Raw genomic sequence first — 26,050 nt, 5'->3', positions numbered from 1 at the left:
TGTTGGAGCCGGCGCAATGAATGAAGCCGATGCCCTTGATATCATGCAGGCCGCCATCTGGACTGTCCTCGTGGCGTCCGGTCCGGCGGTCCTGGTGGCAATGGTGGTTGGTGTCACCATCGCCTTCCTCCAGGCACTGACACAAATCCAGGAAATGACGCTGACCTTCGTCCCGAAGATCGTTGCGATCATGGTCACGATCGGCATCACGGCGCCGTTCATCGGCGGGCAGATCAACCTCTTCGCCAACCTTGTCTTCTCCCGCGTCCAGTCAGGCTTCTGACCGGTTCAGCCGCACAGGCTGAAAAGCGCAAGCTTGCCCACCTTCGCGCAAGCTTCATCCTTTAGAGCCGGTGGTGAAATTGGCAGGAAACTCCCTGCCACCTTCTCATGAAGAGACGGAAGCACCATGGCGCAACCACCTGCATTATCCATCCCGAAGGTGACACCGAACGGCAGAGACGTCGGCTTTGCTGCCGGTATCGTCGCCATTCTCTGTATCCTCTTCCTGCCAATCCCGGCGTTCCTCATCGACGTCGGTCTTGCCTTCTCGATCGCCTTTTCCGTGCTGATCCTGATGGTGGCATTGTGGATCCAGCGGCCACTGGACTTCTCCTCTTTCCCGACCATCCTGCTGATCGCGACAATGGTGCGTTTGTCGCTCAACATCGCGACGACTCGTGTGATCCTCTCGCATGGCCACGAAGGCCACGACGCCGCCGGCGGCGTGATCGCCGGCTTCTCCGGCCTCGTCATGTCGGGCGATTTCGTGATCGGTGTGATCGTCTTCATGATCCTGATCACCGTCAACTTCATCGTCATCACCAAGGGTGCTACCCGTATCGCCGAAGTCGGCGCCCGCTTCACCCTTGATGCCATCCCCGGCAAGCAGATGTCGATCGACGCCGACCTTTCGGCCGGCATCATCGATGAGAAGGAGGCGCAGCGTCGTCGCTCCGAACTCGAGGAAGAAAGCTCCTTCTTCGGGGCCATGGACGGTGCATCCAAATTCGTCCGTGGCGATGCAATCGCCGGCCTGATCATCACCGCGATCAACGTCTTCGGCGGCATCATTATCGGTTACTTCCGCCACGGCCTGCCGATTGGCGAAGCGGCCGACGTTTTTGTCAAGCTGTCGGTTGGCGACGGTATTGTTTCGCAGATCCCGGCCCTGATCGTTTCGCTGGCAGCCGGCCTTCTGGTCACCCGCGGCGGCACCTCCGGTTCGACCGACAAGGCGGTCATCGACCAGCTCGGCGGTTACCCGCGCGCGCTTTCGATGGCCGGTGGCCTGATGGGCCTGCTTGCAGTTATTCCGGGTCTGCCCTTCCTGCCGTTCGTGACGTTGGGCGGCCTGTTGGGCTTTGGCGCCTGGCTTGTTCCACGTCGTATCGAAGCTGAAAACAAGCTGCGTCGCGAAGACGAGGAAAAGAAGGTCGTCCAGACCAAGGAAGCCGAGAAGGATTCCGTCAAGTCTGCGCTCAAGACCGCCGAGATCGAACTGGCGCTCGGCAAGCAGGTCTCGACCCGACTGCTTGGACAGCACCAGGAACTGGCCTTCCGCGTCGGCAAGATGCGCAAGAAGTTCGCGACGCAATACGGTTTCGTGGTGCCCGAGATCAAGGTCTCCGACGACATCGCAATCGCCGAGAAGTCCTACCAGATCCGCATCCACGGCACGACGATCGCCTCGAACACGCTGCGCGTCGGCGACGTTCTGGTCGTCACGGGTTCGGGCCGCAAGCCGAGCATCCCGGGCGACGAGATCCGCGAACCCGCATTCGGCATGCCGGCGGTCTCGATCCTCGAAACCTTCGCCGAAGATTTGAAGCGCGAAGGCTTCCATCCGATCGACAACGTTTCGGTCGTGCTGACGCATATGTCGGAAGTCATTCGCAACAACCTGCCGCAGCTTCTGTCTTACAAGGACGTCAAGATCCTGATCGATCGTCTCGATCCGGAATACAAGAAGCTCGCCGACGAGATCTGCTCTTCGCATATGTCGTATTCCGGCCTGCAGGCGGTGCTGAAGCTGCTGCTTGCCGAGCGCGTCTCGATCCGCAACCTGCACCTCATCCTCGAAGCGGTGGCCGAGCTTGCACCACATGTCCGCAAGACCGAGCAGATCGTCGAGCACGTTCGCGTTCGCATGTCGCAGCAACTCTGCGGCGACCTGGCCGACAACGGCGTCCTGCGCGTGCTGCGCCTCGGCAACAAGTGGGACATGCTGTTCCACCAGGCGCTGAAGCGCGACAACAAGGGCGAAGTGATCGAGTTCGACATCGACCCGCGCACGCTTGAGGAGTTCAGCGAGCAGGCGACCAAGGTGATCCGCGAGTTCATGGACCGAGGCCTGCCCTTCGTGCTCGTCACCTCGCCGGAGACGCGCTCTTACGTCCGCATGATCATCGAGCGACTGTTTGCCACGCTGCCCGTGCTCTCGCATGTCGAACTCGCGAAGGGTCTCGACATCAAGATCCTCGGGTCAATCTCGTAAGGGGATACGCCGGAGCGGTGATTGGTATTCCGCTCCGGCGTGTTCTACATTGTCCGCGAAGGACGATTCTCTCATGATCACGGATCCGCAAGGGACCATACTTGCCCTGTTTCTCTGCTTCTGCCGGATTGGCGGATGCGTGATGACCCTTCCGGGTTTCGGAAGCTCGCGGATTCCGCAGCAGATCAAGCTGTTGACCGCGATCGCACTTTCGATGGCGGTCCTGCCTGTTCTTTGGGACATGATCTACCCGAAAGCGTCCGCACCCGGCGCAACCTTCATCGGCCTGATCTTCACTGAGGCGCTGGTTGGCATGGTCTACGGCCTGATCGCCAGGCTTTATACGCTCGGGCTGCAGTATGCGGGCACGATTACCGCGATGTCGATCGGTTTCACCGCTCCTGGTGGTGCGGACGTCATCGAAGACACGCAGGAAAACGCACTCACCAACATCCTGACCTTGAGCGGCCTGCTGCTGCTGTTCATGATGGACTTCCACCATCTGGTGTTCCGCGCGCTGGTCGATTCCTACAACGCGACGCCCGTCGGCGCGATCGTCGATCCGCAGAAGATGCTGATCACCTTGACCGACACCCTGCGCGCATCAACGATGATCATGTTGCGGCTTGCGAGCCCGTTCCTGATTCTCGGCCTGATGTTCAACGTCGGCATCGGCCTCATCAACAAGCTCGCGCCACAGATCCCGATCTTCTTCATTTCGGCGCCCTTCCTCATCATGGGCGGGCTGTTCATGATGTACCTTTCGATTGCAGCGCTCATCCGCCAGTATGCCGGCGGGTTCGCGCCGATCTTCACATCCTTCTGAGAGCTGGAACATGGCCTCTCCCGTCAAGCGATCCGAAAAGCTCAAGCGCCTCGTGGCGGTCCAGCGGCACCTGGAAAAGATGGCCGAACACGAGCTTGCCGCGACCACGCGCCATCGCGCCGAGGTCAACCAGTCCATGGAAGAGGTCATTGAGGCAATCGGCTCGGTGAACCCGATTCATCGCCAGTTCGCCTATCAATATTCCGAGCGATTCAGCCGCCTGACGGTCAAGGAAAAGCAGCTCGCGGGCGTCCAGCAGATCCAGGAAATGAAGGTGATGCGCGAGCGCACCAAAGGTGACCGCCTGCAGGACAACATGAAGGAAGCGCGCGAACATGAAGACCGCGAGGCTGCCGATAACGCGATCTACGAACTGATCGACATGACGATGAGCCTCCAGGCCATCGAACCAAAGGACTAATTGCGGCAACCTATGCGATAATTAGCGCTGCCCTTTACACTGATCAGCCTCCTGCAAGCTTCAATTGTCATAGTTGAGATCTAGTACTGATCACGCGCCGCTCTTCGACGTGGCGCTGGTGGATCAGATGCTGATTCAACTCTTGCTGCGCGCCGGCACATCCCAGGGAATGCGCCAGGTGCTGATGAAAGGACGTGACGTGGCGATTTCACCTCCAAGCGATCTGGTTCTGGACGTTGTCCGTGCCGCCGATCCCAATGCCGTGCAGGAGGCACAGGCAAAGCTGAAGGCGAACAAGGCTGCATTTGCGGCTTCCAGTCTCGCTGAAACCGGCAAGGGATTCGGCGCGGCGATGAACATCATCGACCAGTCGGCGACGCGCGCCGGGCTTGGAAATGCCGAAGCGCCGAAGAAGCTGGCGGAAATGCCGGATGAATACCGCAAGTTCGAGGCCACGATCTTGCAGAACTTCATCAACACCATGCTGCCGAAGGAAACCGAAGAAGTCTACGGCAAGGGCTCTGCCGGTGAATTCTGGAAGAGCATGATGGCCGAAAAGATTGCCGAGGAGATGTCGCAACGCGGCGGCGTCGGCATTGCGGAACAGATGTATGCGCAGGCCCTGAACCGGGCGGCGAACAAGAGCGAACTGAACGCGACCACAAATGAGACAGACCGCAGCCGCGCCATGAGCATGGTGACCGATTTCGAACGTCAGGTTCTGGGCGTCGGCAAAAAGGATGAGGCCTGATAATGATTCAGACTGGGACAGAGAACATGGAAGTCGTATCGAACGATTATCGAATCAAGACCGTCCTCGGACGCCTGGAAATGATAATCGATAATGAAAATGAACGGATTGGCCGCGACCCGGAATTCGACCTGAAGGTCTCGAATGCCCACAAGAGCCGCTGCCTCTACGAACTCACCATGTTGTTCCGCGGCACCGATCCGAAGGATCTGGCTGTCGGTTATATCGACCAGATGCATGGCCTGAAGGAAAAGCTCGCGGTCAACGCACGCCGCGTCGAGGCTCACCTTCATGCCGTTCGCACCGTCGCTGACCTCTTGAAGAATGCAGCACGTGACGCCGACGGTGACGGCACCTACACGCAAGAACAGTTCACTTACGGCGAAGTCTGATGATCAAGATCCTTTTGACAGGTCTCTGGGTCTGCGTTGTCACGCTCGGCGCGGTTTATGGCGCCGTGCAGATGAACAAGCCGGCACCCCCGGTGGACGAAGAGGCCAAGAAAAAGGAAATGCAGGAACTGGTGCGCGGTGAGTCCATCACCGTGCCGGTACTGTCCGATGGCGTGATTACCGGCTACTTCCTGAGCCGGATCTCGTTCATGATGGACAAGGAGAAGATCAAGGGCGTCAAGCTGCCGATGACGGAGCTGACGACCGACGAGCTTTTCACGCATCTGATCGGCAACAAGATGGTCGATCTGAGCAAGCCGGGCAGCTTCGAGCTCGACAAGTTCCGCTCGAACATCAAGGACAGCATCAACAAGAGGCTCGGCGACGGCCTGGTTGCTGAGGTGCTGGTCGAACAGCTGGACTACCTTTCCAAGGAAGACATTCGCAACAATTCATCCCGGGGCAACAAGAACCCCAATCCCGGCCAGAAGATCGTTGAGGGCGTGAAGATCGAGGAACCGGCAAAAACCGCCGGCCACTGATCGTCATTCTGGAAACTACGAGAGCCGGTCCTTGTGGCCGGCTTTTCTCGTTTTATGGGCGGCTGCGCATGGTCTTCCTCCGTTGCATTAACGATTTCTTTGCCATGAAAATTTAGGCTGTGTTCATATGCTGCCCGCCGGTAGCAGGAATGAGCGTGGTCGCCCTTATGCAGCATTGGCTAGAACCGGATCAGGGCCGTGACGAAGAGGCCCATGAGCACAAGGCAGCATTTCGTCCGTCGCGATCGCTGCGGCGTATGCCGCTGAAGCTCGGGCTCTGGGCGGCGGTCGGTCTTGCCTCGGGCGCCGGGCTGTTCGCCATGACGCCGGGGGAATACAGTGCCGAAACACTGCTCAAGGTGGAAGGCGCCGGCGAAATCACCGTTGCCAACGCCTCTTCCATGCTGCGCTCGAAGACAAACCTCGACAATCTCGTTCGCGCGCTCAACCTCAATGGCGAGACGGCGCGGCCAAGCGCTGTTCGGATCGTTTCCGATATCGTCACCGGTCGTGAAAACACTGTGGCCAAAGCCGAAAGCGCTCTGCGCGAGACGCTGGGGAAGGCGATCGACTTCCGTTATGACGAAGCGGCAAGACAGGCACGAATTTCAGCCACCGCGGCCGATCCCGCCGAAGCAGCCCGCATTGCCAATCTGGTAGGCCAGACCTTCCGCAACGAGTTGATCCGGGCGCAGTCCGAGGCGTCGCAGCCGATCGTTGAGAAGCTGCGGCAGACGCTGGAGCGTGCGGAAGCTGCACTTTCGGGTTATGTCGAGAAGGTCGGCCAGCAGAAGGTCGGGGAGTTGCGGCGCCGCGGACGCGAAAGCAGCCAGCGTGCAGCCGAGATTGCTGCGGCCGAAGCACGCGCGGCTGAGCTGAAGACGAAGATTGCCCAGGCTTCGGCGCTGAAGCTCGCTGACGTGCTGGCCAACCCGCTTCCTGATGCACTGGAATATACCGGACTTGATTATCAGCGGCAGCATTACGTCGAGGCAAGGCTGCTGGTCGACCAGTTTTCGGGCAGTCTTGGCCCCCGCCATCCAAAGCTTCTCGCGGCTCAGACCGCACTGGACGAAGTCCGCAGCGGCATCCAGGATGCGCTGAAGCGGCTGGTTTCCTCTCTTCGGCAGCAGGAGGCGGAAAACAACAAGCTTCTCGCCGACCTCAAGGCGAAGCAGAAGACAGACCCACAGGATAAGACTGCAGCCGATGCCGCCGCCCGTCTTCAGGTTCTGGAAACGGCGGTGCGTGAGGCGCGCGAAAACTATCTTGAGGCGCAGCAGCGCGCCGAAACGCAGCCGACAGGTCCGCTCGCTGAGACGGAAGTGATCATTCCTGCCACGGCAGCGGCGGCGACGCGGCTCGGCTGGACACTGGAGCAGATGGCCGGGGGCGGTGCGCTTGCGGGCGTTGGTCTCGGCGCGTTCTTCAGCATGTTCGGCAGACGGAAGCATGAGGACGAGGTCGAGGCGGAGACTTCGCACGCTGTTGAACACGAGCACGAGGCTCTAGCGTATCCCGAGCCAGACGAAGCCGCCGACTACGCCGAGGAACCTGCGTTCTACGACGACTACGTCCAAGAGCCGCAAGACGATTTCGACGACGACGATTACCGGCCTACTGCCGCATATCGCGCCTATCCGGCCGCGGCCAACGATGTGCTTCTGGGCGACCAGATCCGTGACCTGTTGATGGCAAACCGTCGCCCGGCGACCGAAGCGCTCCCGCCGCTCGTCGCCGCCGTCAGTTCAGGCCTGCACACCGCACCGACCTATGCTCCGCGCATGTCAGACGAAGAGCGTCAGAAGGCGGAAGAGCTTCGCAGGCTGCGCCAGCACATGGCGGATCTGCGCGAGCGTGTCGAACTACATTCCGCTAGCCGTATGGCTGGCCGCAGGTAATCCGCGTCCCGAATCTGCTTGCTTTTGGTGCCTGCGGGTCGCATAGCCGTAGGCGCTAGCTCAGCACGTTCGTGTATACATGGACAGTCAGTTTGGAGGGAAGCGTGGCTTTGGTTATCGATGGAAAACAGGCGGCAGCCTCTGTTGTTGCAGCCGTAACGGAAGCGGCAGGCAAGCTCGAAGCCGAAGTGGGCGTCAAGCCGGGCCTGGCGGTCGTCATTGTCGGAAACGATCCGGCAAGCCACGCCTATGTCAATTCCAAGAGCAAGATGGCCAAGCAGTGCGGCTTCAACTCGATTCAGCACAGCCTGCCGGAAGAAACCACACAGGAAGAGCTCGAGAAGCTCGTGGCCGAACTGAATGCTGATCCGGCGATCCATGGGATCCTCGTGCAGTTGCCGCTGCCGAAGCATTTGAATGCCGAGCCGGTCATTCTCTCAATCTCGCCGGAAAAGGATGTTGACGGGCTGCATGTCGTCAACGCCGGCAAGATCGCCACCGGTGACCTGTCCACGGGCCTCATCTCCTGCACGCCGGCCGGCGCCATGCTGCTCGTCAAGCAGATCCATGGCGACGACCTGTCTGGCCTCAATGCGGTGGTGATCGGGCGCTCCAACCTGTTCGGCAAGCCGATGGGGCTTCTGCTGCTCGCCGCCAATGCCACCGTCACCATGGCGCATTCGCGCACCAAGGACCTCGCTGCCGTCTGCCGCAACGCCGATATCCTGGTGGCTGCGGTTGGCCGTGCGCAGATGGTCAAGAGCGACTGGGTCAAGCCGGGCGCCACAGTCATCGATGTCGGCATCAACCGCGTCGATGCGCCTGACAAAGGTGAGGGCAAGACCCGCCTCGTGGGCGATGTCGCTTACGCCGAGGCCGCAGAAGTCGCTGGCGCAATCACGCCCGTTCCCGGCGGCGTGGGCCCGATGACGATTGCCATGCTGATGGCCAACACGGTGATCGCCGCCCATCGCGCGGCCGGAAAGACCCCGCCGAAGTTCTGACATCCGGCTGCGGGAAACTGCGAATTGTTCCCGTGTGTCGGTGCAACCCTTGACTCCTTCAAGAGCGCGTTAAATTTCCTCCCATGCTTGAACATCCGGCAGCGTACAACGCCGGATAATGGGAGGACGTTTGATGAGAACTTCGTTTTGGATCGGAACGGCTGTCGCGGCGCTGATTGCGGGAGGCGCGGTAGCACAGGAACTGAAATTCGCACCGGGCGAAGACTCGCGCTTCACATGGAAGAGCTATGACGAGTTCAAGGCAGCACATGCCGACCTGAAGGGCCAGAGCCTGACGCTTTTCGGACCCTGGCGCGGCGAAGATGAAGTGCTCTTCAACAGCGTGCTCGCTTATTTCAATGCCGCCACCGGGGTGAACGGCCGCTACTCCTCTTCCGAAAATTATGAGCAGCAGATCGTCATCGATACGCAAGCCGGCTCGCCGCCGAACATCGCCATCATACCGCAGCCGGGCCTTCTGGCGGACCTCGCGACCAAGGGGTTCCTGACGCCGCTTGGGCAGGAAAACGCGGATTGGGTGAAGACCAATTACGGCTCCGGCGAAGACTGGATCCGCTATGGCACCTACAAGGGCAAGGACGGCAACGAGGCCTTCTTCGGCTTCCCCTACAAGGCCGACCTGAAGTCTATGGTCTGGTATGTGCCGGAGAACTTCGAGGAAGCCGGCTACGAGGTTCCGAAAACCATGGAAGACCTCATCAAGCTCAGCGACCAGATCGTTGAAGACGGTGGCGTTCCGTGGTGCATCGGGCTTGGCTCCGGCGGCGCGACCGGCTGGCCGGCAACCGACTGGGTGGAAGACATGATGCTGCGCACCCAGCCAGCGGAAACCTACGACAAGTGGGTATCGAACGAGATCAAGTTCGACGATCCGGCCGTGGTCGGTGCGATCGAGGAATTCGGCAAGTTTGCCAAGAACGACAAATATGTGAGCGGTGGCGTTGCGGCCGTCGCCTCGACCGACTTCCGCGACAGCCCGAAGGGCCTCTTCGGCATTCCGCCGAAGTGCTACCTGCACCACCAGGCATCCTTCATTCCATCCTTCTTCCCGCCGGATACCGAACTCGGCGTCGATGCCGACTTCTTCTATATGCCGACCTATGCCTCCAAGCCGGACCTCGGCACGCCCGTTCTCGGGGCAGGCACGATGTTCGCCATCACCAAGGATTCGCCGGCCGCCAAGGCATTCATCGAATTCCTGAAGACGCCGATTGCGCATGAAGTCTGGATGGCGCAGGCCTCGTTCCTGACCCCCTACAAGGAAGTCAATCCGGAAGCCTATGCCAACGACATCCTGAAGAAGCAGGGCGAGATCCTAACGACGGCCACCACCTTCCGCTTCGATGCCTCCGACCTGATGCCGGGCAAGATCGGTGCCGGTGCCTTCTGGACCGGGATGATCGACTATGTCGGCGGCAAGGACGCGCAGACGGTCGGCGCCGATATCCAGAAGGCCTGGGACGGGCTGAAATAATTCCGTGGGAACGCGTTTGACGACTGACCGAGCCGGAAACTTCCGGCTCGGATAATAAGACCCGCACAACTGGTCGGAGGGGCTGGGCATGGCATGGCAGATTGTTTCGTCCGTCGGCGTGGTGATCGCCGGCGTGTTTGTCTGTGCACTTTATTACTGGCTGTCCGACAAGGTTCTGCAGGTCATCTTCCCGGTGCCGGTCGATAACGTCCGCAAGGCATCGGTCAACCTCAACCGGCGTGCGGTGGTGCGGCCGTGGCTGTTCCTCGGGCCCGCGCTCGTGTTGCTCGCCGTCTATCTCGTCTACCCGGTCGTGGCGACCTTCATCCTGTCCTTCTACGATCGCTCCGGCACCAACTTCGTCGGTCTCGCCAACTACCGCTGGGCGATCCAGGACGCGCAGTTCCGCCAGTCGATCTTCAACAACATCCTCTGGCTTGCCGTCGTGCCTGCCGCCTGCACCTTCTTCGGACTGGTGATCGCGGTGCTCACCGATCGCATCTGGTGGGGTAATATTGCCAAAAGCCTGATCTTCATGCCGATGGCGATTTCGTTTGTCGGCGCCTCCGTCATCTGGAAGTTCATCTACGAATATCGCGGCGGCAGCGAAACGCAGATCGGCCTCCTCAACGCAATCGTTCAGTTCTTCGGCGGGGATCCACAGGTGTGGATCGCGCTGCCGTTCTGGAACAACTTCTTTCTGATGGCGATCCTGGTCTGGATCCAGACCGGCTTTGCCATGGTGATCCTCTCGGCCACCCTGCGCGGCATTCCGGAAGAAACCATTGAGGCGGCGGTCATCGATGGAGCCAATGGCTGGCAGATCTTCTGGAAGATAATGGTGCCGCAGATCTGGGGCACGATCGCCGTGGTCTGGACCACCATCACCATTCTCGTGCTCAAGGTCTTTGACATCGTGCTGACCATGACCAACGGCCAGTGGAACACGATGGTGCTCGCCAACCTGATGTTCGACTGGATGTTCCGCGGCGGCGGCGACAGCGGCCGAAGCGCGGTGATCGCGCTTGTCCTGATGGCGGCCGTTACGCCGATCATGATCTGGAACATCCGTCAGGCGAACAAGGAAACAGGGGGCCACTGACATGAACGCGACCGCAAGCCTTCGCCGCATCGGCCTCCCCCGTCTTTTCCTTCATCTCTCGGTGCTGCTGATCTGCCTCCTCTGGCTCATCCCGACGGCCGGCATTCTTGTCACGTCGTTCCGGGAAGCTGGTCAGATCACCGCGTCGGGTTGGTGGACGGCGCTGACCGGTGCAGCCGAGACCAGCGCGGCGCGCCTCGCCGACCCTTCGACGGCAAAGCAGGAGGGCTCGAACTACGTGATCTCCGGCTCGGTGTTCGAGGAGGGGAAATCCGGCACCGTGCGGGCTTTCGGCACCCGTGTTGCTGCACCGACCGAGTACGATGCCGGTGAAGCCGCCGACATCGGTGACGGCGAAACCTTGGTGGTCAACGCGGACGGCACCTACACCTATACGAAGAACGCGCCCTTCGGTGACGGCCGCGGCAAGCGCGTCTACCTGTCGATCGCCCAGCCGCCCACCTTCACGCTCGACAACTACCGCACCGTGCTGACCTCGCAGGGGATCGGCCAGTCCTTCGTCAACTCGCTGACGGTGGCTGTACCGGCCACGATCATTCCAATCCTCATCGCCGCCTTTGCAGCTTACGCGCTTTCATGGATGGAGTTTCCGGGGAGGGCGCTGATCATCGCGCTCGTGGTCGGGCTGATCGTCGTGCCGCTGCAGATGGCACTCATTCCGCTGCTGAGCATGTATAACGAGATCGGCAACCTGTTTGGCCTGCCGTCTCGAAGTTATGCGGGTATCTGGCTGGCGCACTCCGCCTTTGGCATGCCGCTCGCGATCTACCTGCTGCGCAACTACATTGCCGGCCTGCCGCGCGAGATCATCGAGTCGGCGCGGGTCGATGGGGCAAGCGATTTCGAGATCTTCGTGAAGATCATCCTGCCCTTGTCCTTCCCGGCGCTTGCCTCCTTTTCGATCTTCCAGTTCCTGTGGACCTGGAACGACCTTCTCGTCGCCATGGTCTTCCTTGGTACCGGCAAGGATCAACTGGTTCTGACGGGCGCACTGAATGCTCTGCTTGGTTCGATGGGCGGCAAGTGGGAAATTCTCACCGCATCCGCATTCATCACCATCATTGTCCCGATTATCGTCTTTTTTGCACTGCAGCGATATCTCGTACGGGGCTTGCTTGCCGGCTCGGTCAAGGGCGGTTAACCGGCTGCGACAAACAATCGAACGACAACAGGATAGTGAATGAGCATTCCCGCAGAGGCCCCTGCAGCGCCGGATAAGGACTGGTGGCGTGGGGCCGTTATTTACCAGATCTACCCTCGGTCCTACCAGGACTCGAACGGCGACGGCATCGGTGACCTGAAGGGCATCACCGCGCGCCTGCCGCATATTGCAGCGCTCGGTGCCGATGCGATCTGGATCTCGCCGTTCTTCCCGTCGCCGATGAAGGATTTCGGCTATGACGTGTCGAACTATACGGATGTGGATCCGATGTTCGGTTCGTTGTCGGATTTCGACGGCATGATCGCAGAGGCGCACCGGCTCGGCATCAAGGTGATGATCGACCTCGTGATGTCGCACAGCTCCGACCAGCACCCCTGGTTCATCGAGAGCCGGTCGAGCCGCTTCAATCCCAAGGCGGATTGGTACGTTTGGGCCGACGCGAAGCCGGATGGCACGCCGCCCAACAACTGGTTGTCGATCTTCGGCGGTTCGGCCTGGCACTGGGACCCGACCCGCATGCAATATTACATGCACAACTTCCTGATCTCGCAGCCGGACCTCAACCTTCACAACCCGGAAGTTCAGGATGCGCTGCTGGACATGACGCGGTTCTGGCTGGAGCGCGGTGTCGATGGCTTCCGTCTCGACACCATCAACTTCTATTTCCATGACAAGCTGTTGCGCGACAACCCGTCGCTGGATCCATCGCGTCGCAATGCCTCGACCGCACCGGCGGTCAACCCGTACAATTTCCAGGAACACCTCTATGACAAGAACCGGCCGGAGAACCTGGAATTCCTGAAGCGCTTCCGCGCCGTGCTCGAGGAGTTCCCGGCGATTGCCGCCGTGGGGGAGGTGGGCGACAGCCAGCGCGGTCTGGAGATCGTCGGGGAATACACCTCCGGGGGCGACAAGATGCAGATGTGCTACGCCTTTGAGTTCCTGGCGCCGGACCCGCTGACACCGACGCGTGTTGCCGAGGTGCAGAACGCCTTTTCTGCCGCAGCACCCGAAGGCTGGGCCTGCTGGGCCTTCTCCAACCATGATGTCGTGCGCCATGTCAGCCGCTGGGGCCAGGACGTGCTCGACCGCGACAGCTACGCCAAGATGGTCTCGGCCATCCTGATGACGCAGCGCGGCTCAATCTGCATCTACCAGGGCGAAGAGCTTGGTCTCACCGAAGCCGATATCGCTTACGCTGACCTGCAGGACCCTTATGGCATCCAGTTCTGGCCGGAGTTCAAGGGGCGCGATGGTTGCCGCACCCCGATGGTGTGGGACAGTCAGGCACTGCAGGCAGGTTTCTCCACTGCAGAGAAGACTTGGCTGCCGATCCCCGTCGAGCATCAGTTGCGCGCAGTCGGCGCTCAATATGGCGACCCGGCATCCGTGCTTGAGCACTACCGCCGCTTCCTCGCTTTCCGCAAGCAGCATCCGGCCCTGTCGAAGGGGGATATCCTGTTCCTGCCGGAAGACGGATCGGTCCTTGGCTACAAGCGGCAGTATGGCAACGAGGTCCTGCTGTGCATGTTCAACATGAGCCCCGAAGGCGTGAGCACGCAGCTACCTGTTGGTGAATGGGAAGTCCTGACCGGCCACGGCTTCGAAGCGCGGCTGGAAGACAGGCATTTGGAACTGCCGGCTTGGGGGGCGTTCTTCGCCCGTCACGCGTAACGAGGATCAGGGAGGGAAGTCATGGCTGGTGTTGTTCTGAAGGATATCCGCAAGTCCTATGGCCAGGTGAAGGTGCTGCACGGCATCGACCTGGACATCGAGCAGGGCGAGTTCGTGGTGTTTGTCGGGCCGTCCGGCTGCGGCAAGTCCACGCTCCTGCGCATGATCTCAGGGCTTGAGAGCATCACCGGCGGTGAGATGTACATCGATGGACAGCTCGTCAATGACGTTCCTCCCTCGCGTCGCGGCATCGCCATGGTCTTCCAGTCCTATGCGCTTTATCCGCACTACACGGTCTACGACAACATGGCCTTCGGGATGCGGATCGCGAAGGAGAACAAGGCCGAGATTGACCGGCGCGTTCGCGCGGCGGCCGACATCCTGCAACTGACCCCTTACCTCGACCGCCTGCCGAAGGCGCTTTCCGGCGGCCAGCGCCAGCGCGTTGCGATCGGTCGAGCGATTTGCCGCAACCCAAAGGTCTTCCTGTTCGACGAGCCCCTGTCGAACCTCGATGCCGCGCTGCGTGTCGCGACCCGCATCGAGATCGCCAAGCTCAAGGAGCAGATGGCCGATACGACGATGATCTATGTTACCCACGACCAGGTGGAGGCGATGACGCTCGCCGACCGGATTGTCGTGCTGTCTGCTGGCCGTATCGAGCAGGTCGGCCCGCCGCTGGAATTATACGAGCGCCCGAAGAACCTCTTTGTCGCCCGCTTCATCGGCTCCCCGGCCATGAACATCATCCCGGTCACCATCTCCTCGGCTGGCCCGGAGACTTCGGTGGCCCTTGCGGGTGGGAAGGCCTTGACCATCCCGATCGAGACGCCGGCGTCCGCGAACGGAAAGAACGCAAGCTTCGGCATTCGCCCCGAAGACCTGACGGTCGCGTCCGGCGAGGATTATCTGTTCGAGGGACGTGTTTCGATCGTCGAGGCCCTTGGCGAAGTAACGCTGCTCTACATCGACGGGCTGGCGGGCGAGGAGCCGAACATCGCCAAGATCCCCGGCATCCTCAACGTCAAGAAGGGCGACACGATGCGGTTTGCTGCCGATCGTACAAAGCTGCACCTCTTCGATGCAGATGGGCGCAGCTACCGGCAGTAACGTTTAAGCCTTGGTTCACCAGAATCCGGCGCAGATGTTGGAAACCTGCATGCGGCGCGGTTGCCAAACCCTCTGTTAAACTTCCACCACTAGCCTGCGGCCATAAAGCCAAGGAGAGTGTCGTGGTAGCGGCTCCAGCGAACAAAGATCATTTTTTGAATAAGGAAGAGTCTTTCATGTACGACCGCGAAACGCGGTTCAAAATGGAAGACACGATGAATGCAGGCCGTATCGAATATACGGAAAAAGGCGTTCTCAACATGGCCCAGCGCCGGTGCGATGTTATCCGCATTTCGCGCAGCCAGGCAGTGCTCGGCCTGCTGACCAATTACGACCTGCCGTCGCAATTCTATCTCGATATTCCGGACGCGCGGATCAGCAAGATTGGCTGCCTCCTGACGCGCGCCAATCAGAACAACACCATCGAGGTTCGGTTCCTGCGGGTGCTGACCGAGAAGGAATTGAACCGGATCTTTGTGTTCTCGACACATCCCCGGCACAAGGACTTCAAGCTCGACGTCCGCTCCTGGTAAGGATCGAGCACTTAGACATGAAAAAGGCGGCCTGGAGCCGCCTTTTCTCGTTTATGGCTTCTTGTTCAGGCGAAGACGCTGGCACCCTGGTCAGCATGGCCGACGTTGCGGCGAAACGCGGCAAACAGCTCGCGGCCCATGCCGAACTCGTTTTCCGACAGATCGGCAACAGCCGGAGCGCGGGCCGCCAACTCGGCTTCGTCCACCAGCACTTCAAGCGTGCCGTTGACGGCGTCGAGACGAATCATGTCGCCGTCCTTGATCTTGGCGATCGGGCCGCCGTCGGAGGCTTCCGGCGTGAGATGAATGGCGGCCGGCACCTTGCCGGAGGCGCCGGACATGCGCCCGTCGGTGACGAGTGCGACCTTGAAGCCGCGGTCCTGGAGGACGCCGAGCGGCGGCGTCAGGCGGTGCAGTTCCGGCATGCCATTCGCCTTGGGGCCCTGGAAGCGCACGACCGCCACGAAGTCGCGGTTGAGGTCTCCACGCTTGAAGGCCTCCTGCAGTTCCTGCTGGTCATGGAAAACGATCGCGGGCGCTTCGACCACATGCCGCTCAGGTTTTACCGCCGAGATCTTGATGACGCCGCGGCCAATATTGCCGGTCAGCATCTTGAGCCCGCCATTGGACTGGAACGGTGTTTCGACCGTCGTCAGTACCTTTGGGTCGCCGCTCTCTTCCGGAACAGGCTCACGAACGATCTGCCCGTCGGCGCCAAGCTTTGCCTCGACCGTATAGACTTCAAGCCCTTGGCCGAAGACGGTGCGGACGTCGTCATGCAGGTAGCCCTGCTTCAGGAGCTGCTTGATGAGGAAGCCCATGCCGCCTGCCGCGTGGAAGTGGTTCACGTCTGCCAAGCCGTTGGGGTAAACGCGCGCCAGAAGCGGTACGACGTCCGAAAGTTCGGAAATGTCCTGCCAGGTGAGAAGGATGCCAGCGGCGCGCGCCATCGCAACGAGATGCAGCGTATGGTTCGTGGAGCCGCCTGTTGCATGCAGGCCGACCACGCCGTTGACGATCGAGCGCTCGTCGATCATCTCGCCGGCCGGGGTAAATTCGTTGCCGAGCGCGGTAATCGCCAGCGCCCGCTTTGCGGCTTCGCGGGTCAGCGCTTCGCGCAGCTTGGTGCCCGGGTTGACGAAGGAGGCACCGGGCAGGTGGAAACCCATGATCTCCATCAGCATCTGGTTGGAGTTGGCTGTGCCGTAGAAGGTGCAGGTGCCGGGGCCGTGGTAAGATTTGGACTCCGCTTCGAGCAATTCCGCCCGTCCAACCTTGCCTTCCGCGTAAAGCTGGCGGATGCGCGACTTCTCGTCGTTTGGAAGGCCGGATGTCATGGGCCCCGCTGGGATGAAGACGGCCGGCAGGTGGCCGAAGGACAGTGCGGCAATCACAAGGCCCGGAACGATCTTGTCGCAGATGCCGAGATAAACGGCCGCGTCGAACATGTTGTGCGACAGGCCGATACCGGCCGCCATGGCGATCGCGTCACGAGAAAACAGTGACAGCTCCATGCCCGGCTGGCCCTGGGTCACGCCATCGCACATGGCCGGTACGCCACCGGCCACTTGCGCAATGCCGCCTGCCTCGCGCGCCGCTTCCCGGATGATCGGCGGGAAAGTCTCGTAGGGCTGGTGGGCCGAGAGCATGTCGTTATAGGCGGTGATGATGCCGAGGTTCGGGACCACGTCACCCGCAAGCGCCGCCTTCTCCGAGGGGGAACAGACGGCAAAGCCATGCGCCAGGTTTCCGCAGGACAAGGTCGCCCGATGTGGTCCCTTGGATGCCGCACGGCGCAGCCGATCGAGATAGGCTTCGCGATGAGGTTTGGAGCGTTCGACGATACGGGCGGTAATCGCCTCGATGCGCGAGTGAGCGGCCATGGCATGTCCTCTTGTCATCAATCCCGCTCTGGGAGTGGCAGGGACGAGGGTCAGTGCCGAACGGGATTGCTGTTGTTTTACAAATCAGGGCGGTCAGGGCGCCCAATATATGTCCACCGGCGTCGCGGCTCTGTTCAGCACGGCGCGGATCGGCATTTCGTTTTCATCGGAGCCGGCCTTCGCCTGGTCCAGGACGTCCTTCTTGCCCTGGCCCTCGATGTGAAGCGCCAGGAAGCGCGCATCCGAGAGGCTCGCAAAGGAGAAGGTAAGCCGTTCCTCGCCTGCTCCGTCGGCGCGCATCGTCAGCACGCCACGCGGGCCAGACAGGTCGATCGCCTGCGCCAGGTTGTTTCCATGCGGGAAGAACGAGGCCGTGTGCCCGTCATTGCCCATGCCGAGAATGACCACGTCGAACGGGTTGTCGATCCCGGCAGTTTCCTCCGTCGCCTTGTCGGCCGCGTCCTGGATCGACGCGACGTCGTAGAACAGCGGAAGGAACCTAGCATTCGCCGCCTTGTCCTTCAGCAGATGCGTCTGGACGAGGCGATGATTGGAACGGTCGCTGTCGGCAGGGACGAAACGTTCGTCCACCAGGGTGACGGTGACCTTGCTCCAGTCGATGTCGCGTGTCGAAAGCGCCTCGAAGAACTTCTTCGGCGTCGACCCGCCGGAGACCGCGATCGAAGCTGTGCCTCGATCACGAAGGGCGGCTGCAAGGCGTGCCGCAACCTCATCCGCCAATGCGGAGGCAAGAGACGCGGCATCGGAAAATTCGTGCATCCGGTCCGTCATGGCGACCACTCAGGATTCGTGCCAGGTGCGGCCATCGCGCTCGATGAGAGCAATGGCCTGGCTCGGGCCCCAAGTGCCCGCGGTATAACCCTGGACCTGCTGTCCGGTCGCTTCCCAACCCTTGAGGATCGGGTCGACCCAGCGCCAAGCCGCTTCCACTTCATCGCGACGCATGAACAGCGTCTGGTTGGAGCGGATCGTGTCGGTGAGCAGGCGCTCGTAGGCGTCCGGATTACGGACGTTGAAGGCCTGCGCGAAGCTCATGTCGAGCGACACTTCGCGCAAGCGCATGCCGCCCGGGCCCGGATCCTTGATCATCAACGACTGCTTGACGCCTTCGTCGGGCTGCAGGCGGATGATCAGCTGGTTGGCGGAGATGCGACCGGCCGAGCTGTCGAAGATGTTGTGCGGGATCGGCTTGAAGGTGATGACGATCTCGGAAACACGGTTGGCGAGACGCTTGCCGGTGCGGATGTAGAAGGGAACGCCGGCCCAGCGCCAGTTGCCGATCTCGGCCTTGATGGCGACAAATGTCTCGGTGTTGGATACGCCACCTTCGAGCTCTTCCAGGTAGCCCTTGACCGCGCCGCCCGCCGAAGCCCCAGCGCGATACTGTCCGCGCACCGTCAGTTGCTCGACATTCGCTTCGGTGATGGGCTTCAGGGCCCGCAGGACCTTGAGCTTCTCGTCGCGAACCGATTCCGAATACATGGAGGAGGGCACTTCCATGGCGACAAGGCAGAGAAGCTGCAGGATATGGTTCTGCACCATGTCGCGCAGGGCGCCCGCCGTGTCGTAGTAGCCGGCGCGGCCTTCCAGGCCGACGGCTTCCGCCACGGTAATCTGCACGTGGTCGATGTGCTGGGCGTTCCAGAGCGGCTCGTAAAGCGCGTTGGCGAACCGGAGCGCCATCAGGTTCTGGACGGTTTCCTTGCCGAGATAGTGGTCGATGCGGAAGATCTGTTCTTCGCTGAACACCTTGCCGATCGTGTCGTTGAGCTGCAGCGCGGACGCAAGATCACGGCCGATCGGCTTTTCGACGACGATGCGGGTCTTGTCTGTAATGAGCTGGTGGTCGCGGATCTTTTCGGAGATCGCGCCGAAGATGCCGGGGGCAACGGCAAGATAGAAGACGCGAATGCGATCTTCGCCCTCTTGAAGCAGTGCCGTCAGTTCCGGCCAGCCACCGTCAGCTTTGGCATCGACCGAAACATAATAAAGCCGCTGGCAAAACTTTGCGACCTCCGCTTCGTCATACTCGGCCGGCTTCAGGTGTTCCTTCAGCGCGTCCTCGGCAAACTTGCGGTACTCGTCATGCGACAGCGAACTGCGCGAAGCTCCAATGATGCGAGTCGGCTCAATGAACTGGCCTTCGATTTGCCGATGGTAGAGGGCGGGAAGGAGCTTGCGTTCTGCAAGGTCGCCTGTGCCGCCGAACACGACGCAATCAAAAGGTTCGACTGGGATGATCTGGCTGCTCATCGCTAATTCTTTCTTCCTGCATTGTTGGGGCTTATGTAATCTAATCGATTTAAAATCGCTAGCCCCGAATTGCCGTCAAGGCGCCACTAATATTGTTGGCTTGTCAGAGCCTGTCGCGCAAGGCGAACCAGGTGAGAGCAAGGAACAGAAGGGGCGTGCGCATATGTGTCCCGCCGGGGAATGCGCGGATGTTGAGCGCAGCGAGGTGGTCAAGATCGGTAGCCTTGCCGAGAACCGTGTCTGCGTAGAGCTTGCCGCAGTAATTTGACAGCATTACGCCGTGGCCGGAATAGCCACCAATCGAGGTGACCCCCGGCATGACCTCGCGCACAAAGGGTTGGCGCGGCAGGGTAATCCCAACATTGCCGCCCCAGGCGTGGGTGACCGGCACGTCCTTCAGAGCAGGGTAGGTTTCGACGATCTGCTTGCGGATTGCCTGGGCGGTGTCCTGCGGGTTCTTCGACGAATAAACCTCGCGCCCGCCGAACAGCAGCCGGTTGTCCTTGTCCTTGCGAAAATAGCGAACAACAAATCGTGAGTCGGCGACCGCTTCGCCACCGGGGATCACGTCCGGAAAATCATCGAGCGGTGCGGTGGCGGCGATGAACGACCCGATCGGCATGATATGCGCGGCCGTGACGGGTTCCAGATTGCCGATATAGGCGTTGGTGGCGATCAGCACCCGATCCGCGCTCAGCGTGCCCTTGGCGGTCTTGACCAGGATCTTGCCACCCGGGCCGTTGCGCGTTTTCTCGATCGCCGTCGCGCGGGTGTTCTCGTAGATCTGCGCGCCGGCGCTGCTTGCCACGCGAGCGAGGCCAACAAGAAGCTTCAAGGGATGGACATGGCCGGTGCCGGTGTCTCGCACGCCGCAGTGGTAACTGGTGCTGCCGAGCCGTTCCGCCGTTTCCTTGCCGTCCATGAAGGAGATATGCGGGTAATTGTAGCGCTCAGCAGCGATCTGCGCGTTCGCCTGGTATTCCCGCTCGTGGCCGCGCTTGTGCGATACGTTCAACTGGCCGGGCCTGTAGTCCATCTCGATCCCGTGCGCGGACGCGAAATCGAGGAGATGCCGTTTTGCATCCTCGGCCATGTCGAACAGGATCTTCGAACGTTCGTAGCCGACCTGCTTTTCAAGGTCTTCCGGCCACCACCGTTGCCCGGTGTTCAACTGCCCGCCATTGCGCCCCGATGCGCCATCACCCAGCCGCGCCGCTTCCAGGAGTGCCACCGAAACGCCGGCACGGGCGAGATTGAACGCCGCCTGCAGCCCCGTATAGCCGCCGCCGATGATAGCGACGTCCACCGTTCTGGAGCCGTCGAGGGTCGGATAGGTCGGCCGCTCGCCGACGCTTTCCTGATACCACGAAATGCCTGAGGCGATCGGGCTCTGCCATTGATCCAAAATCCAAGCCTCCTCAGACGTTGAGGAGCAGGAACTCGCGTTCCCAGGGGCTGATCACCTGCATGAAGGTTTCGAACTCGCCACGTTTGACGCCGGCATAAAGGCCGATGAACTCTGAGCTCAGCACGTCGGCGAGCGCCGGATCAGATTCGAGCAGCGAAACGGCCTCGAGCAGGCCGCGTGGCAGTTCAATATCACCTTCGTTGGCCGTGTCTTCCGTCGGCGGCGTCGGGTCGATGCCGTTCATGATGCCGAGCAGGCCGCAACCGAGCGATGCTGCCAGCGCAAGGTAAGGGTTTGCGTCCGACGAGGGCAGGCGGTTCTCGACGCGCCGCGCGGCGGCATCCGATACCGGTACGCGGAAGGCGGTTGTCCGGTTGTCGTAACCCCAGGCGGTGTTCACCGGGGCAGACATGTCCGGTGTCAGGCGACGATAGGAATTCACGTAAGGCGCCATCATCACCAGCGCCTTCGGGATGTAGGTCTGCATGCCACCGATGAACTGGAAGAACTCCTTGGATGCCGAGCCGTCAGGATTGGAGAAGATGTTGCGGCCGGTCTCAATGTCGACCACCGACTGGTGGATGTGCATGGCCGAACCTGCCTGTCCCTGCATGGGCTTGGCCATGAAAGTCGCATAGATCCCGTGCTTCAGCGCCGCTTCACGGATGGTGCGCTTGAACATGAACACCTGGTCGGCAAGCTCGATCGGATCGCCGTGGCGCAGGTTGATCTCGAGCTGCGCTGGTCCTTCTTCGTGGATCAGCGTGTCGATCTCCAGGCCCTGCTTTTCGGAGAAGTGGTAGATGTCGTCGATCAACTCGTCGAACTCGTTGATGCCAGCGATCGAATAGCCCTGGCCGCCGAGGATGGAACGGCCGGAGCGGCCTTTCGGCGGGTGCAGCGGATAATCGGGATCGTCATTCTTGGCGACAAGGTAGAACTCGATTTCCGGTGCCACCACCGGCTTCCAGCCCCGCTCGCTGTAGAGCCGCACGACATTCTTCAACACGTTGCGCGGCGTATAGGGCACCGACTTGCCGTCCGTGTTGACGATGTCGCAGATAACCTGCGCCGTCGGGTCGGTTTCCCACGGCACGACCGACAGGGTCGAAAGGTCCGGCAACAGCTTCAGGTCGCTGTCGCGTGGCTCGTAGCGGAAGGTGCTGGTTTCTTCGGGATAATCGCCGGAGATCGTATGGCGATAGAGCGCCGACGGAAGCGCCAGCGAGGTATTCGATGTGAACTTCGACGACGGCATCATCTTGCCGCGCGGCACGCCGGCGAGGTCGGGGGTGATGCACTCGATGTCCTCGATGCCACGCACCCGCAGCCAGGCTGCGGCCTCCTTCCAGTCCGCGACGCCTCGAAGCGAGTTCAGCGTCGACTGGGCAACGGCTGCGGCGGCAACAGGGTCGGCTGCCGGGGCGGCGGCTGCAGGGGCGGGATCGGCTTTCTTACGCGGCATGACACACCGGGGTGAGGTTGATCGATGGTTCCCATCATAACCAAGGAACACGGCTTGGCGAGGGGAGGTGCATTGACTTTGTGCGGCTGATCGAAAACAGCAAGGGCTTGCAACCGAGGAGCGGCAATTGGCGCGGACATTTGATGTGGTGGTTTTGGGCGCAGGTGCCGCCGGCATGATGTGCGCCGTGCGCGCCGGCCAGCGCGGCCGCTCGGTGCTGGTGATCGACCACGCGAAGGCACCGGGAGAGAAGATCCGCATCTCGGGCGGCGGCCGCTGCAACTTCACGAACATCCACACAACAGCCAAGAACTATATCTCGGCCAACCCGCATTTCGCCAAGTCGGCACTTGCACGCTACACGCCGCGCGACTTCGTTGATCTCGTCGAGCGCCACAACATCGCCTGGCACGAAAAGACGCTTGGCCAGCTGTTTTGCGACAACAGCGCCAAGGACATCATCGCCATGCTGCTCGGTGAGATGAAGGCGGTCGGTGTTCAGCTCGAACTGCAATCTCAGGTCACGGTGGTCGAAAAAACACCGGGCGGCTTTCGTGTCGGCACGTCGAACGGACCGGTGGAGGCGGCCTCCGTCGTGGTCGCAACAGGTGGAAAGTCAATCCCCAAGATGGGCGCGACCGGTTTCGCTTATGATCTGGCGCGGCAGTTCGGCCTGAAGATCATCAAGACTCGCCCGGCGCTCGTGCCCCTGACGCTCGATCCGAACCTCCTGGAAAAACTGTCGCCGCTTTCCGGCATCGGCGTGCCGGCGGAGGTGCGCCACGGGAAGACCGCTTTCCGCGAAGCGTTGCTCTTCACGCATCGAGGCCTGAGTGGTCCCTCGATCCTGCAGATCTCGTCCTATTGGCGGGAAGGGGACGAGATCACGGTGGTCATCGAGCCGGACACCAGGATTGCCGAACTGCTCAAGACGGCGCGCAAGGCAAACGGGCGGCAGGCGGCGCAAACGGTTCTCGGCGAAGCGCTTCCCAAGCGGCTGGCGCAGTTCTTTGTCGAAAACGGTAGCGTCAACCGGCATCTGGCCGACCTCTCCGACAGGACCGTGGAGGCGCTGGCAGCTTCCATCCAGAACTGGAAGATCCGGCCCGCCGGTTCGGAAGGCTATCGCACGGCGGAAGTGACGCTCGGCGGCGTGGACACAAACGAGCTTGATTCCAAGACGATGCAGGCGAAGGCGGTGCCCGGCCTCTACTTCATCGGCGAGTGCGTCGACGTCACCGGCTGGCTCGGCGGCTACAATTTCCAGTGGGCCTGGGCTTCAGGCCATGTTTGTGGGGAAGCGTTGTAGTACCGGTTGATTCAGGTGTTGTTAATATGCCCGCCGGATGCTGCCTTATTGCCAGCAAAATCCTGTGGTTAACGGCTGGCATGCGTTGCCTGCCGCAACAGCAGCAGGAGCGGAAACTCAAGCCTGGGGTTCAACATCCATGCAAAAGAACAGCCGTGCCCGTGCAATCGCCATCGCCAAGGCCGTGGACGATGAAAAGTTCAAGCGGCTCCGGTTCCTGGCACTGGCCATCGGCGCGACGGCCGCTCTGCTTTCGCTCCCTGTCTTCCTGTTCTAGTTCCTTCCGGGCAGTTGCCCTTCGAGCCAGGGGACAACTTTTCGCTGCTGAAATTGACTTTCGTCTAATTCAGTAAAACTTTACATGTCATGGCCACACTGAAGGGACTACTCTGCAAAGGTCCCCTCATGTCAAAGCTCGTTCCGTCTTCTGTTGTTTCTCGCATTGTCTGCCTCTGTCTGTTCATGACCTTCGTGGCAGTCTCTGCGGTAGGCGGCTTGAACTACCTCTACCTTCGCAATGACATCATGCATACTGCGCGCGAGGACGCTCGCTCTGCGGTGCGCACGATGAGTCTTCTTTATGAACTTGGCCTCAAGGGCTCAAAGACAGAGGTCAAGGACGGCGTGGCCGTTCGTGTCGTCCAGAGCGAGACGCCACTCGAAGGACATGACCTGGTGGATCGCACCGCAAGCGCCATCAATGGCGTTGCGACGATCTTCGAGAAGAAGGGCGCAGATTACGTCCGTATCTCCACGAACGTGAAGACGGAAAAGGGCGAGCGGGCAGTTGGTACCAAGCTTGCCGCCGATCACCCGGCGCAGTCGCTCCTGGCCCGCGGCGAAGCCTATTTCGGACCGGCCTTCCTGTTCGGCAAGGACTTCATGACCGGCTACTTCCCGATCACCGACGCGCAGAACGCGGTGACCGGCGTGCTCTTCATCGGCATTCCGATGGAGGTTTATTATGCCAACATCTCCAACACGGCCTTCATCGTCATCCTCAGCTCCGCAATCGGCATGGTCGTTGTCGGGCTGGCAGGCTTCTACGCGATGCGCCGCCTGTTGAAACCTCTCGGCATCCTCACCGGCACGGTTCGCACGTTGGCCGAAGGCAATGACAGCGTCGCCATTCCTTATGTCGGCAAGTCAAACGAGTTCGGGAATATCGCGCGCGCCCTGGAAATCTTCCGCGACGCGGGCCGCGAAAAGAAGCGCATCGAAGGCCGCAGCGCCGAAGAGCGCGCCGAAGCCGAGGCCGAGCGTCGTCGCAACGACGAGGAAAAGCAGCGCGTTGACCGGCAGATCGATGTCGCCGTCAACGAACTTGCCGCCGCGCTTGCCCGGCTTGCCCAGGGTGACCTCTGCAAGACCATCGAGACGCCGTTCTCCGGTCGCCTCGAGCAACTTCGCAGCGATTTCAACAACTCGATCGTTCGGCTGCGGGATACGATGTCCCAGATCCGCAGCAGCACGCTGGCGATCCAGCGGAATAGCTCCGAACTCAGCCAGTCCTCGAACGAACTGGCGCGCCGCACCGAAACCCAGGCCGCCTCGCTGGAAGAGACCGCTGCTGCCGTGGACGAAATCACCGTCACCGTCCGCTCATCTGCCGAGCGTGCCCGCGAAGCCAACCGCGCCGTGACGGAGACGAAGGCGAGCGCCGACAATTCCGGCACCGTCGTCAACAATGCCGTGGCCGCGATGGGCCGTATCGAGGAGGCGTCCGGCAAGATCGAGTCGATCATCGAGGTCATCGATGACATCGCCTTCCAGACAAACCTGCTGGCGCTCAATGCCGGCATCGAAGCCGCTCGCGCCGGTGAGGCCGGGAAGGGCTTTGCCGTGGTTGCGCAGGAAGTTCGCGAACTGGCGCAACGCTCCGCCGGCGCGGCCAAGGAAATCAAGGACCTGATCCACCAGTCGACCCGCGAAGTCAGCTCCGGCGCCGGCCTGGTGCAGGAAGCGGGTGAAGTTCTGGCGGCAATCAGCGTGCAGATCACCAATATCAGCAAGCATGTCGACACGATCGCTACCGCCAGCCAGGATCAGTCTGCGGCGCTGCAGGAGATCAACACCTCCGTCAACCGGATGGACCAGATGACCCAGCAGAACGGCGCCATGGTCGAGGAAACCAGCGAAGCAAGTCGCGCCCTGGCATCGGAGGCGAATGCGCTGCTGGAACTGGTGCAGCAGTTCAAGACGGAGGCCGGATATGCTCAGAACCAGCGCGGGGCAGCAATCTCGCGCGCTGCATGAGACAGCTTCTTGAAAGATGAGGGC

The 26,050-nt window shown here is 61.0% G+C and carries 23 protein-coding genes; 18 read left to right on the top strand and 5 right to left on the bottom strand.

Translation table 11 applies throughout. From position 1 onward, the window contains the following. The first annotated feature begins 16 nt into the window (after window positions 1-16). From fliQ to M0654_RS08915, 15 genes are all read left to right on the top strand, one after another. Window positions 17-283: a flagellar biosynthesis protein FliQ gene (gene fliQ / locus M0654_RS08985; RefSeq protein ID WP_118848722.1), complete on the top strand. Its 267-nt coding sequence runs from the start codon at window positions 17-19 to the stop codon at window positions 281-283. 126 nt (window positions 284-409) lie between these two features. After that, a complete protein-coding gene (gene flhA / locus M0654_RS08980) occupies window positions 410-2,497 on the top strand; it encodes a flagellar biosynthesis protein FlhA (RefSeq protein ID WP_248682802.1) in 2,088 nt (695 codons plus the stop codon). Window positions 2,498-2,570: 73 nt separating this feature from the next. After that, the gene (gene fliR, locus M0654_RS08975) at window positions 2,571-3,323 is read left to right on the top strand and encodes a flagellar biosynthetic protein FliR (protein ID WP_118848724.1); all 753 of its coding nucleotides are present in this window, start codon (window positions 2,571-2,573) and stop codon (window positions 3,321-3,323) included. A 10-nt stretch (window positions 3,324-3,333) separates the two neighbouring features. Continuing rightward, window positions 3,334-3,744, top strand: coding sequence for a hypothetical protein (locus tag M0654_RS08970; RefSeq protein ID WP_118848725.1), 411 nt, complete (start codon window positions 3,334-3,336; stop codon window positions 3,742-3,744). Between the two features lie 199 nt (window positions 3,745-3,943). After that, a complete protein-coding gene (locus tag M0654_RS08965) occupies window positions 3,944-4,495 on the top strand; it encodes a rod-binding protein (protein WP_118851414.1) in 552 nt (183 codons plus the stop codon). 26 nt (window positions 4,496-4,521) lie between these two features. Continuing rightward, on the top strand, window positions 4,522-4,887 hold the full coding sequence (locus M0654_RS08960; RefSeq protein ID WP_118851415.1) for a hypothetical protein: 366 nt from the start codon (window positions 4,522-4,524) through the stop codon (window positions 4,885-4,887). Beyond that, window positions 4,887-5,429: a hypothetical protein gene (locus M0654_RS08955; protein WP_248682801.1), complete on the top strand. Its 543-nt coding sequence runs from the start codon at window positions 4,887-4,889 to the stop codon at window positions 5,427-5,429. Before M0654_RS08960 ends, M0654_RS08955 begins: the two co-directional genes overlap by 1 nt. A gap of 149 nt (window positions 5,430-5,578) precedes the next feature. Beyond that, window positions 5,579-7,330: a hypothetical protein gene (locus M0654_RS08950; protein WP_248682800.1), complete on the top strand. Its 1,752-nt coding sequence runs from the start codon at window positions 5,579-5,581 to the stop codon at window positions 7,328-7,330. A 104-nt stretch (window positions 7,331-7,434) separates the two neighbouring features. Continuing rightward, entirely contained in the window at window positions 7,435-8,334 is a 900-nt protein-coding gene (gene folD, locus M0654_RS08945; protein WP_248682799.1) for a bifunctional methylenetetrahydrofolate dehydrogenase/methenyltetrahydrofolate cyclohydrolase FolD, read from the top strand. Between the two features lie 133 nt (window positions 8,335-8,467). Next, window positions 8,468-9,829 carry an ABC transporter substrate-binding protein gene (locus M0654_RS08940; RefSeq protein WP_248682798.1) on the top strand — a complete coding sequence of 454 codons (1,362 nt, stop codon included), beginning with the start codon at window positions 8,468-8,470 and terminating at the stop codon, window positions 9,827-9,829. 88 nt (window positions 9,830-9,917) lie between these two features. Continuing rightward, complete coding sequence (locus M0654_RS08935; RefSeq protein ID WP_248682797.1) at window positions 9,918-10,931, top strand: carbohydrate ABC transporter permease; 1,014 nt, start codon at window positions 9,918-9,920, stop codon at window positions 10,929-10,931. Between the two features lies 1 nt (window position 10,932). Continuing rightward, a complete protein-coding gene (locus M0654_RS08930; RefSeq protein ID WP_248682796.1) occupies window positions 10,933-12,093 on the top strand; it encodes a carbohydrate ABC transporter permease in 1,161 nt (386 codons plus the stop codon). 39 nt (window positions 12,094-12,132) lie between these two features. After that, window positions 12,133-13,788: a beta-galactosidase BglA gene (gene bglA, locus M0654_RS08925; RefSeq protein ID WP_248682795.1), complete on the top strand. Its 1,656-nt coding sequence runs from the start codon at window positions 12,133-12,135 to the stop codon at window positions 13,786-13,788. Between the two features lie 21 nt (window positions 13,789-13,809). After that, entirely contained in the window at window positions 13,810-14,898 is a 1,089-nt protein-coding gene (locus tag M0654_RS08920; protein WP_248682794.1) for an ABC transporter ATP-binding protein, read from the top strand. Between the two features lie 176 nt (window positions 14,899-15,074). Further along, window positions 15,075-15,431: a hypothetical protein gene (locus M0654_RS08915; protein ID WP_199925181.1), complete on the top strand. Its 357-nt coding sequence runs from the start codon at window positions 15,075-15,077 to the stop codon at window positions 15,429-15,431. Between the two features lie 65 nt (window positions 15,432-15,496). On the opposite strand, the gene edd is transcribed toward M0654_RS08915, so the two are convergent. From edd to M0654_RS08890, 5 genes are all read right to left on the bottom strand, one after another. Then, the gene (gene edd / locus M0654_RS08910) at window positions 15,497-17,314 is read right to left on the bottom strand and encodes a phosphogluconate dehydratase (RefSeq protein WP_248682793.1); all 1,818 of its coding nucleotides are present in this window, start codon (window positions 17,312-17,314) and stop codon (window positions 15,497-15,499) included. Between the two features lie 93 nt (window positions 17,315-17,407). Further along, the gene (gene pgl, locus M0654_RS08905; protein WP_248682792.1) at window positions 17,408-18,106 is read right to left on the bottom strand and encodes a 6-phosphogluconolactonase; all 699 of its coding nucleotides are present in this window, start codon (window positions 18,104-18,106) and stop codon (window positions 17,408-17,410) included. A gap of 9 nt (window positions 18,107-18,115) precedes the next feature. After that, window positions 18,116-19,588 carry a glucose-6-phosphate dehydrogenase gene (gene zwf, locus M0654_RS08900; protein ID WP_248682791.1) on the bottom strand — a complete coding sequence of 491 codons (1,473 nt, stop codon included), beginning with the start codon at window positions 19,586-19,588 and terminating at the stop codon, window positions 18,116-18,118. A gap of 103 nt (window positions 19,589-19,691) precedes the next feature. Continuing rightward, window positions 19,692-20,993, bottom strand: a complete 1,302-nt coding sequence (locus M0654_RS08895) for an NAD(P)/FAD-dependent oxidoreductase (RefSeq protein WP_248682790.1) — start codon at window positions 20,991-20,993, stop codon at window positions 19,692-19,694. 13 nt (window positions 20,994-21,006) lie between these two features. Beyond that, window positions 21,007-22,461, bottom strand: coding sequence for a glutamine synthetase family protein (locus tag M0654_RS08890; protein WP_248682789.1), 1,455 nt, complete (start codon window positions 22,459-22,461; stop codon window positions 21,007-21,009). A gap of 127 nt (window positions 22,462-22,588) precedes the next feature. Between M0654_RS08890 and M0654_RS08885 the strand changes: the two genes are divergently transcribed. The 3 genes from M0654_RS08885 (at window position 22,589) to M0654_RS08875 (ending at window position 26,026) form a co-directional block, all read left to right on the top strand. Further along, window positions 22,589-23,770 (top strand): BaiN/RdsA family NAD(P)/FAD-dependent oxidoreductase, encoded by a 1,182-nt coding sequence (locus M0654_RS08885; RefSeq protein WP_248682788.1) that lies wholly within the window; start codon window positions 22,589-22,591, stop codon window positions 23,768-23,770. Window positions 23,771-23,909: 139 nt separating this feature from the next. Continuing rightward, a complete protein-coding gene (locus tag M0654_RS08880) occupies window positions 23,910-24,047 on the top strand; it encodes a hypothetical protein (RefSeq protein ID WP_199925182.1) in 138 nt (45 codons plus the stop codon). A gap of 128 nt (window positions 24,048-24,175) precedes the next feature. Continuing rightward, window positions 24,176-26,026, top strand: a complete 1,851-nt coding sequence (locus tag M0654_RS08875; protein ID WP_248682787.1) for a methyl-accepting chemotaxis protein — start codon at window positions 24,176-24,178, stop codon at window positions 26,024-26,026. Window positions 26,027-26,050: the final 24 nt, after the last annotated feature.

Source organism: Neorhizobium turbinariae (genome assembly GCF_023223505.1).
Taxonomy (GTDB): domain Bacteria; phylum Pseudomonadota; class Alphaproteobacteria; order Rhizobiales; family Rhizobiaceae; genus Neorhizobium; species Neorhizobium turbinariae.
Note: the sequence above shows the minus strand (reverse complement) of the source record. Positions and strands in the feature narration are given on the sequence as shown.

Bases quoted from the DNA above. Each gene is read 5' to 3' on its own strand.
- fliQ (WP_118848722.1), top strand. From the start codon at position 17: ATGAATGAAGCCGATGCCCTTGATATCATGCAGGCCGCCATCTGGACT.
- flhA (WP_248682802.1), top strand. From the start codon at position 410: ATGGCGCAACCACCTGCATTATCCATCCCGAAGGTGACACCGAACGGC.
- fliR (WP_118848724.1), top strand. From the start codon at position 2,571: ATGATCACGGATCCGCAAGGGACCATACTTGCCCTGTTTCTCTGCTTC.
- M0654_RS08970 (WP_118848725.1), top strand. From the start codon at position 3,334: ATGGCCTCTCCCGTCAAGCGATCCGAAAAGCTCAAGCGCCTCGTGGCG.
- M0654_RS08960 (WP_118851415.1), top strand. From the start codon at position 4,522: ATGGAAGTCGTATCGAACGATTATCGAATCAAGACCGTCCTCGGACGC.
- M0654_RS08955 (WP_248682801.1), top strand. From the start codon at position 4,887: ATGATCAAGATCCTTTTGACAGGTCTCTGGGTCTGCGTTGTCACGCTC.
- M0654_RS08950 (WP_248682800.1), top strand. From the start codon at position 5,579: ATGAGCGTGGTCGCCCTTATGCAGCATTGGCTAGAACCGGATCAGGGC.
- M0654_RS08940 (WP_248682798.1), top strand. From the start codon at position 8,468: ATGAGAACTTCGTTTTGGATCGGAACGGCTGTCGCGGCGCTGATTGCG.
- M0654_RS08935 (WP_248682797.1), top strand. From the start codon at position 9,918: ATGGCATGGCAGATTGTTTCGTCCGTCGGCGTGGTGATCGCCGGCGTG.
- M0654_RS08930 (WP_248682796.1), top strand. From the start codon at position 10,933: ATGAACGCGACCGCAAGCCTTCGCCGCATCGGCCTCCCCCGTCTTTTC.
- bglA (WP_248682795.1), top strand. From the start codon at position 12,133: ATGAGCATTCCCGCAGAGGCCCCTGCAGCGCCGGATAAGGACTGGTGG.
- M0654_RS08920 (WP_248682794.1), top strand. From the start codon at position 13,810: ATGGCTGGTGTTGTTCTGAAGGATATCCGCAAGTCCTATGGCCAGGTG.
- M0654_RS08915 (WP_199925181.1), top strand. From the start codon at position 15,075: ATGTACGACCGCGAAACGCGGTTCAAAATGGAAGACACGATGAATGCA.
- edd (WP_248682793.1), bottom strand. From the start codon at position 17,314: ATGGCCGCTCACTCGCGCATCGAGGCGATTACCGCCCGTATCGTCGAA.
- pgl (WP_248682792.1), bottom strand. From the start codon at position 18,106: ATGACGGACCGGATGCACGAATTTTCCGATGCCGCGTCTCTTGCCTCC.
- zwf (WP_248682791.1), bottom strand. From the start codon at position 19,588: ATGAGCAGCCAGATCATCCCAGTCGAACCTTTTGATTGCGTCGTGTTC.
- M0654_RS08890 (WP_248682789.1), bottom strand. From the start codon at position 22,461: ATGCCGCGTAAGAAAGCCGATCCCGCCCCTGCAGCCGCCGCCCCGGCA.
- M0654_RS08880 (WP_199925182.1), top strand. From the start codon at position 23,910: ATGCAAAAGAACAGCCGTGCCCGTGCAATCGCCATCGCCAAGGCCGTG.
- M0654_RS08875 (WP_248682787.1), top strand. From the start codon at position 24,176: ATGTCAAAGCTCGTTCCGTCTTCTGTTGTTTCTCGCATTGTCTGCCTC.